At 66.1% G+C, this 13,457-nt stretch carries 13 protein-coding genes; 10 read left to right on the forward strand and 3 right to left on the reverse strand.

What is annotated here, in order from left to right; genetic code table 11:
* The first annotated feature begins 17 nt into the window (after positions 1-17).
* From NDN16_RS11490 to ribA, 5 genes are all read left to right on the forward strand, one after another.
* Entirely contained in the window at positions 18-572 is a 555-nt protein-coding gene (locus NDN16_RS11490; protein WP_251113722.1) for a peptidylprolyl isomerase, read from the forward strand.
* An 81-nt stretch (positions 573-653) separates the two neighbouring features.
* A complete protein-coding gene (locus tag NDN16_RS11495) occupies positions 654-1,124 on the forward strand; it encodes a peptidylprolyl isomerase (protein ID WP_251113723.1) in 471 nt (156 codons plus the stop codon).
* 18 nt (positions 1,125-1,142) lie between these two features.
* Positions 1,143-2,192, forward strand: a complete 1,050-nt coding sequence (queA, locus tag NDN16_RS11500) for a tRNA preQ1(34) S-adenosylmethionine ribosyltransferase-isomerase QueA (RefSeq protein ID WP_251113724.1) — start codon at positions 1,143-1,145, stop codon at positions 2,190-2,192.
* Positions 2,189-3,325 (forward strand): tRNA guanosine(34) transglycosylase Tgt, encoded by a 1,137-nt coding sequence (gene tgt / locus NDN16_RS11505; protein WP_251113725.1) that lies wholly within the window; start codon positions 2,189-2,191, stop codon positions 3,323-3,325. The genes queA and tgt overlap by 4 nt, the downstream gene beginning before the upstream one ends.
* Positions 3,326-3,425: 100 nt before the next feature.
* On the forward strand, positions 3,426-4,574 hold the full coding sequence (gene ribA / locus NDN16_RS11510; RefSeq protein ID WP_251113726.1) for a GTP cyclohydrolase II RibA: 1,149 nt from the start codon (positions 3,426-3,428) through the stop codon (positions 4,572-4,574).
* Positions 4,575-4,580: 6 nt separating this feature from the next.
* Here ribA and NDN16_RS11515 read toward each other — a convergent pair whose 3' ends face one another.
* The 3 genes from NDN16_RS11515 to NDN16_RS11525 all read right to left on the reverse strand — a co-directional run bounded on the left by NDN16_RS11515 (position 4,581) and on the right by NDN16_RS11525 (position 6,694).
* Positions 4,581-5,555 carry an alpha/beta hydrolase gene (locus NDN16_RS11515; protein WP_251113727.1) on the reverse strand — a complete coding sequence of 325 codons (975 nt, stop codon included), beginning with the start codon at positions 5,553-5,555 and terminating at the stop codon, positions 4,581-4,583.
* Between the two features lie 61 nt (positions 5,556-5,616).
* The gene (locus NDN16_RS11520) at positions 5,617-5,811 is read right to left on the reverse strand and encodes a hypothetical protein (protein WP_251113728.1); all 195 of its coding nucleotides are present in this window, start codon (positions 5,809-5,811) and stop codon (positions 5,617-5,619) included.
* Between the two features lie 73 nt (positions 5,812-5,884).
* Positions 5,885-6,694: an IclR family transcriptional regulator gene (locus NDN16_RS11525; protein ID WP_251113729.1), complete on the reverse strand. Its 810-nt coding sequence runs from the start codon at positions 6,692-6,694 to the stop codon at positions 5,885-5,887.
* 136 nt (positions 6,695-6,830) lie between these two features.
* On the opposite strand from NDN16_RS11525, the gene NDN16_RS11530 reads away from it, so the two are divergent.
* Genes NDN16_RS11530 through NDN16_RS11550 form a run of 5 tightly spaced genes read left to right on the forward strand, consistent with a single transcriptional unit; the run spans position 6,831 to position 13,454 of the window.
* On the forward strand, positions 6,831-8,423 hold the full coding sequence (locus tag NDN16_RS11530; RefSeq protein ID WP_251113730.1) for an ABC transporter substrate-binding protein: 1,593 nt from the start codon (positions 6,831-6,833) through the stop codon (positions 8,421-8,423).
* 47 nt (positions 8,424-8,470) lie between these two features.
* Positions 8,471-9,412 carry an ABC transporter permease gene (locus tag NDN16_RS11535; RefSeq protein ID WP_251113731.1) on the forward strand — a complete coding sequence of 314 codons (942 nt, stop codon included), beginning with the start codon at positions 8,471-8,473 and terminating at the stop codon, positions 9,410-9,412.
* Positions 9,412-10,293 carry an ABC transporter permease gene (locus NDN16_RS11540; protein ID WP_251113732.1) on the forward strand — a complete coding sequence of 294 codons (882 nt, stop codon included), beginning with the start codon at positions 9,412-9,414 and terminating at the stop codon, positions 10,291-10,293. Before NDN16_RS11535 ends, NDN16_RS11540 begins: the two co-directional genes overlap by 1 nt.
* Positions 10,294-10,296: 3 nt before the next feature.
* Positions 10,297-11,961 (forward strand): dipeptide ABC transporter ATP-binding protein, encoded by a 1,665-nt coding sequence (locus NDN16_RS11545; RefSeq protein WP_251113733.1) that lies wholly within the window; start codon positions 10,297-10,299, stop codon positions 11,959-11,961.
* Entirely contained in the window at positions 11,958-13,454 is a 1,497-nt protein-coding gene (locus NDN16_RS11550) for a M81 family metallopeptidase (RefSeq protein ID WP_251113734.1), read from the forward strand. Before NDN16_RS11545 ends, NDN16_RS11550 begins: the two co-directional genes overlap by 4 nt.
* The last annotated feature ends 3 nt before the right edge of the window (positions 13,455-13,457 follow it).

Below are 13,457 nucleotides of genomic sequence, written 5' to 3' on the forward strand. Positions count from 1 at the left end.
GTTCCGGAGTCTGCCTCATGAAGCTGCTTGCCCGCCTTGGCCTTATCGCCGGCATCCTCGTATCCGCCTTCACCTTTTCCGCCTCGGCGCAGCAACCGGACCCGGACAACCAGCTGACGGTGACGACCGACAAGGGATCGTTCGTCATCCAGCTCCGCCCCGATCTTGCGCCCCATCATGTGGAGCAGATCAAGAAGCTCGCCGCCGAAGGGTTCTATGACGGCGTGGTGTTCCATCGTGTGATCGACGGCTTCATGGCCCAGACGGGCGACCCGACGGGCACCGGCACGGGCGGCTCGCAGCTTCCGGACCTGCAGGCGGAATTCTCGAACGAGACCTTCGATCGCGGCACGGTGGGCATGGCGCGGGCACAGGACCCCAACTCGGCCAACTCGCAGTTCTTCATCATGCTTGCGGATGGCGATTTCCTGGACGGCCAGTACACGGTCGTCGGGGATGTCGTCTCGGGCATGGAGGTTGTCGACCAGATCAAGAAGGGTGACGAGGCACAGAACGGCACCGTCGAAGATCCCGACAAGATGCTCTCGGTGACCGTCGGCGGCGCTTCCTGAGCCATGCCATCTCTCCCGGCGGTTGTGCTTGCCGGCGCGATGGGGCATTCACTGCGCACACTCTGAACGAAAGGAAGGCCGATGACCTTCGAAAAGCCCGAAGACACGCTCGTACTGGAAACCAGCAAGGGGCAGGTCGTCATCGAATTGCGGCCCGATCTGGCGCCCAACCACGTCGCACGCATCAAGGAACTGGCCCGCGAAGGCTTCTATGACGGTGTCGTGTTCCATCGCGTGATCGATGGCTTCATGGCCCAGACGGGCGATCCGACGGGGACGGGTACGGGCGGCTCCGACAAGCCGGACCTGAAGGCCGAATTCTCGTCCGAACCGCATGAGCGCGGCACCGTATCGGCAGCCCGCACGGCCAATCCGAATTCGGCGAATTCGCAGTTCTTCATCTGCTTCGACCGCGCGCCCTGGCTCGACAAGCAGTATTCCGTATGGGGCAAGGTCGTCGAGGGCATGGACGTCGTCGACAAGATCAAGCGGGGCGAGCCGGTTCGCGATCCCGATTCGATCAAGACCATGCGCGTCGCCGCCGACCTCTAGGTTCGAAGGCAGACGGACATGCGGGTCGATCTGTTCGATTTCGACCTCCCGGAAGAGCGGATCGCGCTGCGGCCCGCTCTTCCGCGCGAATCGGCCAAGCTTTTGCACGTTCCGGCCTCCGGGCCGTTCCACGACAGGCGTGTCGGCGACCTGCCGGGTCTGCTGCGGCCCGGCGACTGCCTCGTCTTCAACGATACGCGCGTGATTCCCGCACGGCTGACGGGCGTCAGGCGGCGCGGCGACAACGCCGCCCGGGTGGAGGTGACGCTTCATATGCGCCTGGGCGCCGATGAATGGCGCGCCTTCCTGAAGCCCGCCAAGCGTATCGATGCCGGCGAGACGCTGGAGTTCGGCGACGGCGCGCTGGCCGCGACGATTGCCGACAAGCGCGATGGCGGAGAAGCGACCTTGCGCTTCGACAGAGGGGGCGCCTCCCTCGACGCCGCCATCGCCGGCGTCGGAATCCTGCCGCTGCCGCCGTATATTGCGGCCCGCCGCGCCGTGGACGCGCAGGACAGTGCCGACTATCAGACCATCTATGCGCGGGAGGAAGGAGCCGTGGCGGCCCCGACCGCCGGGCTGCATTTCACGCCGGAGTTGATGGCGAGCCTGCAGGGCAAGGGGGTCGAAACGGCCTTCGTGACGCTGCATGTCGGGGCCGGGACCTTCCTGCCCGTCAAGGCGGACGATACCACGCAGCATCGCATGCATGCCGAGATCGGCGAGATCGACGCCGCGACGGCGGACAGGTTGAACGCTGTCCGGATCGAGGGTCGGCGGATCGTGGCCATCGGCACGACGTCTCTACGCCTGCTGGAATCGGCGGCCCGGGAAGACGGGACGTTGATGCCCTTCCGCAAGGCCACGGACATCTTCATCACGCCGGGCTATCGCTTCCGGGCCGTGGATGCCCTATGGACGAATTTCCATTTGCCGCGCTCCACCCTGTTCATGCTGGTTTCCGCGTTCAGCGGTCTTGATCGGATGCGGGCGGCCTACGAACACGCGATCGCCGGAGGCTACCGCTTCTACTCCTACGGCGACGCCTGCCTTCTGGAACGTGCATGAGCCAAGAATTCGCATTCACTCTCATGAAAACCGACGGCAAGGCGCGGCGCGGCGAAATCTCCATGCCGCGCGGCACGGTGCGCACGCCCGCTTTCATGCCGGTGGGCACGGCCGGCACCGTCAAGGCCATGTACCTTTCGCAGGTGCGCGACCTGGGTTCGGACATCATCCTCGGCAATGTCTATCACCTGATGCTGCGGCCCGGCGCGGAGCGGGTAGGCCGGCTGGGGGGGCTTCACGAGTTCGCCCGCTGGCCGTGGCCGATCCTGACCGACAGCGGCGGCTTCCAGGTCATGTCGCTGGCCTCCTTGCGCAAGCTGACCGAGAAGGGCGTGACCTTCCGTTCCCATGTCGACGGCTCGGTCCATGAGTTGACGCCGGAACGCTCGATCGAGATCCAGGGGCTGCTCGACAGCGATATCCAGATGCAACTGGATGAATGCGTCCGCCTGCCGGCAGACCGGCGCGAGATCGAGCGCGCCATGGAAATGTCCCTGCGTTGGGCCGAGCGGTGCGCGGTCGCCTTCGGCAACCAGCCGGGCAAGGCGATGTTCGGCATCGTGCAGGGCGGTGACCAGCCGGACCTGCGGATCCGCTCGGCAACCGAATTGGCGGCGATGAACCTGAAGGGCTACGCGGTCGGCGGACTTGCGGTCGGCGAGCCGCAGGAGGTCATGCTGGAAACACTGGACGAGACGCTGCCCTCGCTGCCGACGGACAAGCCACGCTACCTGATGGGTGTCGGAACGCCCGACGATATCGTCAAGAGCGTCGCTCGGGGCATCGACATGTTCGACTGCGTCATGCCCACGCGCGCCGGCCGGCATGGTCTGGCCTTCACGCGGCACGGGCGCATCAATCTGCGCAATGCCGTCCATGCGGAGGATGCCGCCCCGCTGGACGAGATGTCGGATTGCCCTGCGGCGCGGGACTACTCGCGGGCATACCTGCATCATCTGGTGCGCACCAACGAGGCGCTCGGCGGCATGCTGCTGACCTGGAACAACCTTGCCTATTACCAGTCGCTCATGGCCGGCATCCGCGCGGCCATCGAGGAAGGGCGCTTTGCGGCCTTTGCCGCCGAGGTGACGGAGGGCTGGGCGCGTGGCGAAGCCAGGCGCAAAATCGCCTGACACTGCGTTCGACCGGATCGAACGCTTGGGTGTTGGAAACTGGTGCCCGGATAGGCCATATAGGTCCGATGGCGCTAATGCGGTCTAAGAGGCATCCCGCGTGAATATCGACAAGGCCCCCGTGACGGGACGTGACGTCGGCAAGCTGGTGTTCGGTTCGCCGGGCACGCTTCGCGCCGAGCGTGGCGCGGCCGAGTTGCGGGCCGGCCGCCCGGTCGTTCTGCGGCACGAGGGATCGCGGATCGCGATCCTGGCGCTGGATGCGGCCAGCCCATCCATCTACGAGGCATTCCTGGCCGCGACGGACGGAAATGCGTGCCTGTACCTGACACCGCCGCGGGCGGCGGTGCTTGGCCTCGACGCCCCGGCGGGCGCGCTCATTCCCGCTCGCGCAAGAGATCACGACAGCATCTGCAGGCTCGGCTACATGCGTGGCGCGGATGCGCCGGCGGAATGGCGCCCGGCGACGCCCCTGATGCACGAGGCCGCGGCGCTGGCACGGCTGGCGTTGCTGTTGCCGGCCGTTCTCGTCGCGCCGATCGGCGAGGGGCCATCCCTGTTCGACGCCTGCGCCGAGGTGGAGCCGGGAGACATCCAGGAGGGGTTCTCCACCGCCGCGCTCGATTTCCGCGAGGTCGCCCGGACGCCCGTGCCGCTGAAGGATATCGGCGATGTCATCTTTACCGTTTTTCGTGGCGGGTTCGCCCAGCGCGACCAGCTTGCGCTGATCGTCGGGGAGCCTGACTTGTCGGGCAGCGTCCCGGTGCGGGTTCATTCCTCCTGCATCACGGGCGATCTCTTCGGTTCCCTGAAATGCGATTGCGGCGACCAGCTTCGCGGGGGGCTCGCAAAACTGAAGGCGCTCGGCGGCGGCGTTCTCCTGTATCTCGATCAGGAGGGTCGAGGCACCGGAATCGCCTCGAAGATGCGGGCCTATGGCTTTCAGCATCAGGGCCTGGATACGGTGGACGCAGACGCGGAACTCGGCTTCGGCGGCGACGAGCGGCGCTACGAGGCGGCTGTTTCCATTCTTCGGCAACTCGGCATCGGCTCCGTCCGACTGCTCACCAACAATCCGGCCAAGATCGCCTATCTGCGCGCCAGCGGCATTGCTGTGGACGAGCGCCTGTCGGTGGAGGGCGAGGTGACTGCGCAGAACGAGGGCTACCTGCGCACCAAGGTGAACCGCTCGGGCCATCTGATGGATGTCGATGCGCTGCCGCGCAAGGACGGCGACGCGGCAGCCTGACCGCATTCAATGCGGGGCGGAGCCGCCCCATTGACCCTGTATGAAGCGCAAGCCGTCCTTGATGGTCTGGCTCCAGAGCGGCCAGACGTGGTCGCCGTCGGTTATCCGGAACTCGATGGGGCGGTCGTCGGCCTTCATGGTCTCGTACAGCGCGATCGCACCGCGCCAGAGCTTGTGGCTGTCGTCGTCGCCGACCGTCGCGTACATCGCCGGCAAGGTATCGCCGGCCTCCAGACGCTGTTCCAGGAGTGTGAACACGTTCAGGCTGTTGTAGCGCCGGCCGTCGAAGGGCGAGCCGTAGGCCTTGCCGAAGTAAGGCGGGGCAGGCGGCAGGTCCACTCCCTCGGTGACGTCCGTCGGGTCGGCATGGTGGAAGTAGGTGCTGTCGATGATGAGGGACATCGCCTCCGGTGCGAGGTCAAGCTGATCCTGCGGGATATTCTGCCAGAGGCCGGGCGACAGCGCGACGGAGGCGACATAGAGCTGCGGATGGGCAAGTGCCAGCCGCAGTGCGCCGAAACCGCCCATCGACAGGCCGGCGATGGCCCGCCCGCCGCGATCCTTGCGTACGTCGTAACGTGCTTCGACCGCCTGCAGGAGATCGCGCGTGATGGCCGTTTCGTAATCGCCGGGGCCGCCGACTTCCGCCGAGTCCACATACCAGCTATCGCCGACGCCCGGCATCACCACCACGACGGGGTCGATCTCACCAGACCCGATCATCCCGTCGAGTGTGGCCTGGATGTCGCCGAGGTCGCGCCAGCTCGTTTCGTCGCCGCCATGACCGTGCAGAAGGTACAGTACCGGCCAGCCGCCGCTCGGCGGGGCGCCGTCCGGCCGATAGACGATTGCGGGAAGGGTGGCCGACAGGGCAGGGCTGTCGAACTGTTCGGCCGACAACCGGCCTGCGGCCATCGCGCCGTCCGGGCAGCCGGACGCGATGGTGGCAAAAAGGGCCATTGTTCCGAGCACGCGCTTCATGTCCTGCCCCTTTCCTTCGGTAAGGGCTCTATATGGCGCGGCTCGGGGGCTTGGGCAGTTCTCAGGCCTGGCGAATGCTGGCGGCCATGTCGTCGCCATAAGCCGAGACCGCATAGAAGGCCGCCTTGACGACGTCCTTGCGGCTGGCGCTGGGATGCGCGGCCTGCACTTGCCGGATGATCTTCTTGCGGGACTTGCCGGGCCTTGCCACCCGCACAAGCGTCGCCGCGATATCGAAAAGCGCGTCCTGTGCCACGCAGTCAACCTTGGGTTGTTTCGTCGGCCTCCCTTAGAAGCGTTCCATTACAGGCGTATGACAGCGAGTCGGCCTAGCGCGTGCCTTCGAACGTCAAGTCGTAGAGCCCATTGACGGCATCTCGCAGGCGCGGCACCACTTCGCTCAGCGCCCGTTCGACCGTCCAGTGCGTTCCGGACAGAGAGCAGTGGACGGCGTAGGCCGTCCCGTCCCGGGTCGTGTGCGGCACGGCAACGCCGATCTCGTTCAGCATAAGCTGATCTGCGGTCACGCAGCACTGCGTGCGGGCAGCCTCGTCCACGCGGTCCTGGATTGCCGCCCGATCGACAATGGTTTCCCGCGTGAAGGACTCGAGCCGCCAGCGATCTACGGCCTCCTTGCGCAGCGCCGGGGGAAGCGTCGCCACCATTGCACAGCCACTGGCCGTGTTGAGTGCAGGCACGCGCCGACCGGGAACCGTGGCCCCGAAACTCGTTCGCGCACTCGGCAGGCGGACCAGATAGACGATGTCCTCACCGTCCAGTCGCGCGAAGTTGATCGTCTCTCGCAATGATTGGTGCAAATCGATCAGGCGCGGCATCGCCTCCCGAACGACGCCATCGGACCAGAGATAGGCGTTGGCGAATTCGAGAAAGCGCACGCCAGGCTTGAACCGTCGGGTTTCGGCGTCCTTGTCCAGATACCCCATGGCATGGAACGTCGCGGTAAAGCGCTGGACGGCGCTCCGATCGAGGCCGGTTGCGCGGGACAGCTCTCCAAGCCCCATTTCGGGCCGCCCTTCTCCAAAAGCCGACAGCACGCGCATCGCCTTTTCCAGAGACGACACCATCAGGCCCGACGCGCCCGCGTCGGATTTGAGCATCTTGTCGATTCTGCTGCTCATAATTTGCGCTCAACTTCAGGTTGACGAACTTTTCGGCATTAGCGAAGATGCTATCGCCATGTGAAACAACTGTATCGCATTGCGATACACCCCTAATTCACAGTCCGGACGGTCCGCCGTCAAGCAGGAGGTTTGAATGGGCATCGCCAATCATCGAATTAAGACGGTCTTGCGCCTGGCGCTGGGCGCGAGCATCGCGACGATGGCCCTGCCGGCTGCCGCCAAGGCTCAGGAAGTGCGGGCGGTCATGCATTCGGCGATCCGGGTGCTCGATCCGATCATCACCACGGCGCACATCACGCGCAATCATGGCTATATGATCTACGACACCTTGCTCGGCATGGACGCGTCGTATCAGCCGCGCCCGCAGATGGCCGACTGGACCGTATCCGACGATGGGCTCGTCTACCGCTTCACGCTCCGTGACGGCCTGACCTTCCATGACGGTACGCCCGTCACGGCCGCCGATTGTGTCGCGTCGCTGCGCCGTTGGGCGGAGCGGGACGCCGGCGGCCAGATGATGATGGAGCATGCGGCGAGCCTCGAGGCCGAGGGCGACGATACGATCGTGCTGACGCTCGAGCGTCCGTTCACCTATGTCGCCGAGCTTCTGGCGAAGCCGTCTTCGGTGCCGGCCTTCATCATGCCCGAGCGGATTGCCGAGACCCCGTCCACGGAAGCGATCAGCGAGCATATCGGCTCCGGCCCGTTCCGCTTCGTGGCCGACGCTTTCCAACCCGGTGTTCAGGCCGTGTACGAAAAGTTCGCCGAGTACCGCCCGCGCGACGAGCCGCCGAGCTGGACCGCCGGCGGCAAGACGGTGAATGTCGATCGGGTGGTCTGGGTCGCCATGCCGGATGCCCAGACGGCGATCAGCGCGCTGATGGGCGGCGAGATCGACTTCATGGAGGCTGTCCCGACCGATCTCCTGCCGATCCTGGAAGCCAATCCGGACCTGACCGTCGGTGTCGTCAACGAACTCGGCTCGCAGACCATGGGCCGGATGAACTTCCTGTACCCGCCCTTCGACAAGCCTGAAATCCGCCGTGCGGCGCAGAAGGCGTTGAGCCAGGAGGCGACGCTCGCCGCGCTGATTGGCAATCCCGAATATTACTCTGTCTGCGGCTCCTTCTACGGTTGCGCGTCCCCTTTGGCGTCGGAGCCGGATCCCGCATTCGTCGCCTCCGGAAACGCAGAGGAGGCCAAGGCCATGCTGGAGGCAGCGGGCTATGACGGAACGCCTGTCGTGATCCTGCAGCCGACCGATGTCGTCACGACATCCGCCCAACCTGTCGTTGCGGCCCAGTCGCTGCGCGCCGCCGGCTTCAACGTCGATATGCAGCCCATGGACTGGCAGACCGTCGTGACGCGGCGGGCCAGCCAGGAGCCGCCCGCCAGCGGCGGCTGGAACATGTTCTTCACCAACTGGGTGGTTCCGGAAGTCTGGAATCCGGTCGTCAACCCGATGCTGGGCGGCGGGGGGCGGGAGACGGGCTGGTTCGGGTGGCCCGGAGATCCGAAGCTCGACGACATGCGCCGCGCCTTCGCCGCCGCGGGCTCCGATGACGAGCGCAAGGAAATCGCCACGCAGTTGCAGGATTATGCGCTGGAGAACGTCACCTACGTTCCGCTTGGCGAGTATCGCAGTCCGAGCGCCTGGACGGCCTCCGTCAACGAGGTGCTCCGCTCGCCCATTCCCGTCTTCTGGGGCATGACCAAGAGCGAGTAGCGGCACGCTTCCGCCTGCCTGCAACCCCTCGCACAAGGAGCATCCGCATGATGGCCTATGTCTCCCGCCGGCTTATGGCAGCCATCCCGGTCCTTCTGGTCGTGGCCGTCTTCGTCTTCGCGCTCCTGCGCTTTTCCGGCGGCGACCCGGCGGCCATCATCGCGGGCGACATGGCCACTCCCGAACAACTGGCCGCGATCCGTGCCCAGCTCGGCCTCGACCAGCCTTTGCCGGTCCAGTTCGCAGCCTGGACCGGTCAACTCCTGTCCGGCGATTTCGGGACATCGCTCATTTCCCGCACGCCGGTCACGACCTTGATCGGCCAGCGGCTGGAGCCGACGCTGTCGCTCGCACTCGTCGCGATCGCCATCACGGTCCTGATCGCCGTGCCGCTCGGTGTCCTTGCTGCATGGCGGCATGGCGGCATCGTCGACAATTTCGTGTCGGCTGCCACCGTGCTCGGCTTCTCGGTGCCGGTCTTCGTCGTCGGCTACGTGCTCATCCAGATTTTCGCAAACGAGTTGCGCTGGCTCCCGGTGCAGGGGTTCAAGCCGATATCCCAAGGCCTTATGCCGTTTCTTTCGACTATTATCCTGCCTGCGCTGACCCTTTCTTCCATCTATATCGCACTCATCGCGCGGATGACGCGCGCCTCCATGCTCGACGTTCTGGGGGAAGACTATGTCCGCACCGCGCGTGCCAAGGGCCTGTCCGAACGCCTCGTCCTGTTCCGGCATGCGCTGCGCAACGCCGCGGTTCCCATACTGACCGTCATCGGCACCGGCTTCGCGCTCATGATCTCCGGCGTCGTCGTGACCGAAAGTGTCTTCAACCTGCCCGGCCTCGGTCGCCTGACGGTGGATGCGATCCTGGCGCGGGACTACCCGGTCATCCAGGCGCTCATCCTCCTGACGAGCCTCGTCTATGTCGCGATCAATCTCCTGATCGACCTGTCCTATGCCGTCCTGGACCCGAGGATCCGTTACTGATGAGCCTCGCCGTGAAGACACGCTCGACAACCAGGGCCTCTCGACCTGGCCTTTCGCTCCGCAGGGCGGGCCGCGCCGCTGCGCCCGTCCTGGCCGGGATCGTGCTGGCGACCGTGGTGCTGGCGGCCCTTCTGGCCCCATGGATCGCTCCGCACGATCCGATCGCCATGTCGCCCATGGACCGGCTCAAGCCGGCAGGCGGCGGCTTCATCCTCGGAACGGATGCTTATGGGCGGGATCTCTTCTCGCGCATTCTCTACGGTGCACGAACCTCGCTCGTGGTCGGCGCCGGGGTTGCCGTCGCAGCGCTGCTCATCGGCTTGCCGCTCGGCATCCTGGCGGGCTTCTTCCGGGTGGTCGATGCCGTATTGATGCGTCTCATGGACGGGCTGATGGCGATACCGGGCATCCTTCTGGCCATTGCAATCGTGGCACTCGGCGGCTCGTCCATCGCAACGGTCCTTATCGCCATCACCATTCCCGAAATCCCGCGGGTGGTGCGGCTGGTCCGCTCCGTGGTTCTGACCACGCGTGAGGAGCCTTATGTCGAAGCAGCCATCGCTCTCGGCACCAGCCTGCCGCGCATCATGTGGCGGCACCTGATGCCGAGCACCTTCGCGCCGCTCATCATCCAGGGAACGTACATCGCCGCATCGGCCATCCTGACAGAGGCGATCCTGTCCTTCCTGGGCGCCGGAATCGGGACGGAAACCCCATCCTGGGGCAATGTGATGGCCGAGGGTCGGTTGTACTTCCAGCTCAAGCCATCCCTGATCCTGTGGCCGGGCCTTGTCCTGTCCCTGTGTATCCTGTCGATCAACATCCTGGGCGACACGGTTCGGGACCAGCTCGATCCACGCCAGAAACTGCGGGAAGCCTGATCCATGACCCGTTCGAGCGATCCCGTCCTGTCGATCCGCGATCTCGATGTGCGCACCCGCGCGGACGTGCCCCGCGCCATCCTGCGCGGCGTCGACCTGGACATAGCGCCCGGTGAAACCTTATGCGTCGTCGGCGAAAGCGGCTCGGGCAAGTCCGTGACGTCACTTGCCGTCATGGGGCTTCTGCCGCGCCGCGGCCTGGCCCTGCATGGTGGCTCGATCCGGCTGCTCGGGGAAGAGATCGCCCATGCCGGTGCCGCGCGGCTGCGCAACCTCCGGGCAACGCGGATGGCGATGATCTTCCAGGAGCCGATGACGGCGCTGAACCCCGTGATCGCCGTCGGCCCGCAAATCGAGGAGGTCTTGACCGCGCACGCCAGGCTCGGCGCGGCAGCGCGTCGGGCGCGCGTCCTGGAAATGATGGAGAAGGTCCACCTTCCGGATGTCGAGCGCATCTACGGCGCCTTCCCGCATCAGCTCTCCGGCGGGCAACGCCAGCGGATCATGATCGCCATGGCGCTGGTCATGGAGCCGCAACTGCTCATTGCCGACGAGCCGACCACTGCCCTGGACGTGACGACGCAGCGCCAGATCCTGTCGCTCATAGACGCGCTGCGGCGGGAGCACGGGACGGCCGTCCTGTTCATCACGCATGACATGGGCGTGGTGGCCGACATCGCCGATCGCGTGGTGGTCATGCGGGCCGGCGCTCCCGTCGAGACCGGTCCGGTCATGCAGATCCTCGGGAAGCCGCAGGCCGACTATACGCGGGAGCTCCTGCGCGCGGTTCCAGCCCTTGCGCCCCGGCCCGCACGCCCGGAGCGCGATCCGCAGGTCGTCCTGGAGACGATCGAGCTGACCAAGCGCTACGCGGAAAAACGCATGTTCCGGCCGTCGCGCGTTACGGTGGCAGCGGCGGAGGTCAGTTTCCGCCTGAAGCGTGGCCGCACGCTCGGCATCGTCGGCGAAAGCGGTTCCGGAAAGTCCACCGTCGCCCGTTGCGTGATGCGCCTCGTCGATCCCACTTCGGGCAGCGTGCGCGTCAATGGCCATGACATATCCGAACTCGGTCGGGTGGCGCTGCGTCCGCACCGCCGCCGTATCCAGATGGTCTTCCAGGACCCGAACCGCTCGCTCAATCCGCGTATTCCCGTCGTCGCCAGCATCATAGAGGGGCCGTTGAACTTCGGTGTGCCCAAGGCTGCCGCGGTGAAGCGGGCGCATGAACTGCTGGAGCTCGTCGGACTTCCGGCCGATGCGGGGGAACGGCATCCGCATGAATTTTCCGGCGGACAGCGCCAGCGCATCGCCATAGCCCGGGCGTTGGCCATGGACCCGGAAATCATCGTTGCCGACGAGGCCGTATCGGCGCTCGACGTCTCCGTTCAGGCGCAGGTTCTGAAGCTTCTGGCCGACATTCAGGAACGGCTGGGCGTCGCCATCCTGTTCATCACGCACGACCTTCGGGTGGCTGCGCAGATCTGCGACGACATCCTCGTCATGCGCAAGGGCCGTATCGTGGAGGAGGGCGCCGCCGGATCGGTCCTGGCCCGGCCCACGCAGGCCTATACACGTGCATTGTTCGAGGCGGCGCCCGGACGCCACTGGGATTTCCCCAATTTTCGCCCGCTTTCGACCGCGCCTGCACCAGGAGCCGCTCTCGCATGACCGCACCCCGCATCGCCATCGCCGGCTTTTTGCACGAAACCAATACGTTTGCGCCGACCAAGGCCGACCTGGATGCGTTCCGAAAGGGCGGCGGCTGGCCCGGTCTTTCGCTGGGCGACGCTATCCCCGACGCCGTCAGGGGCACCAATGTCGGCGCCTGCGGCTTCATCGAAGCAGCGCACGAACGCGGATGGGAGACGGTGCCGCTGATCTGGTGTGCGGCGAGTCCGTCGGCACAGGTCACCCGCGAAGCCTTCGAATGGACCGCGCAGGCTCTTCTGGAACGCCTGCAACAGGCCTTGCCCGTGGACGCGGTCTATCTGGACCTGCACGGGGCGATGGTCGCCGAACATCTGGACGATGGCGAAGGCGAGATCCTGGCCCGCGTCCGGGCGCTCGTCGGCCCGCAGGTTCCCATCGTCGCGAGCCTTGACCTGCATGGTAACGTGACCGAGCGGATGGTGGCCGAAAGCGACGTGCTGGTCGCCTTCCGAACCTATCCGCATGTCGACATGGCCGATACCGGGCGCCGCGCCGCCGCGCTCGTCGCCGACCTTCTGGCCGGCCCGCGGTTTGCCAAGGCGTTTCGACAGCTTCCCTTCCTCATCCCGATAGCCTGGCAGGGCACGGGGTTCGAGCCGTGCCGGACGCTGTACAAGGATCTGGCGGCACTGGAGGGCGACAGAGTGGCTTCTGTGTCTTTCCTGCCGGGTTTCCCGGCGGCGGATTTTCCCGACTGCGGCCCGAGCGTCGTCGCCTACGCGCAGAGCGCGGCAGAGGCTGCCCACGCCGCCGACACGATGGCAGAGGCCGTGATGGCGGCCGAGCCGATGTTCGCAGGCCGTGCCTTCGAGCCGCAAGACGCGGTGGCCGAAGCCGTCCGGTTGAGCGCAGCTGAGGCAGGCCCGGTGGTGATCGCCGACACGCAGGACAATCCGGGTGCGGGTGGAAATTCCGATACGACCGGAATGCTGCGCGCGCTCGTCGCCGCGGACGCCCAGGATGCGGCGATCGGGCTGATCGTGGATCCGGAAGCCGCGTCCGCCGCCCATTCGGCCGGCGTCGGCGCGACACTCGACCTGACGCTTGGCGGGCGTTCGGGCATTGCCGGCGATGCGCCATTCGGCGGCCGCTTCGAGGTGGAAGCGCTTTCGGATGGGCGACTCACCGCGCCCGGGCCGTTCTATGGGGGCGCACGGCTGCGGCTGGGCCCGTCCGCCTGCCTCAGGATTGGCGGGGTCCGCGTCATCGTGGCGTCCTCCAAGACGCAATTGGCCGATCGGGAGATGTTCCGCTTCCTCGGCGTCGAACCCGAGACGCAGCGCGTGCTCGTGGTCAAGTCGTCGGTCCATTTCCGGGCCGACTTCGAGCCGATCGCCGCCGCCATCCTGGTGGCTACGGCTCCTGGGCCGATGCCACTCGATCCCGCAAGCCTGCCCTTCCGTCACCTGCGGAACGGGCTTCGCCTGTCGCCCCGCGCAATCGCCGCCTGAGCA

Source organism: Aureimonas altamirensis, from assembly GCF_023702225.1.
Classification (GTDB): domain Bacteria; phylum Pseudomonadota; class Alphaproteobacteria; order Rhizobiales; family Rhizobiaceae; genus Aureimonas; species Aureimonas altamirensis_B.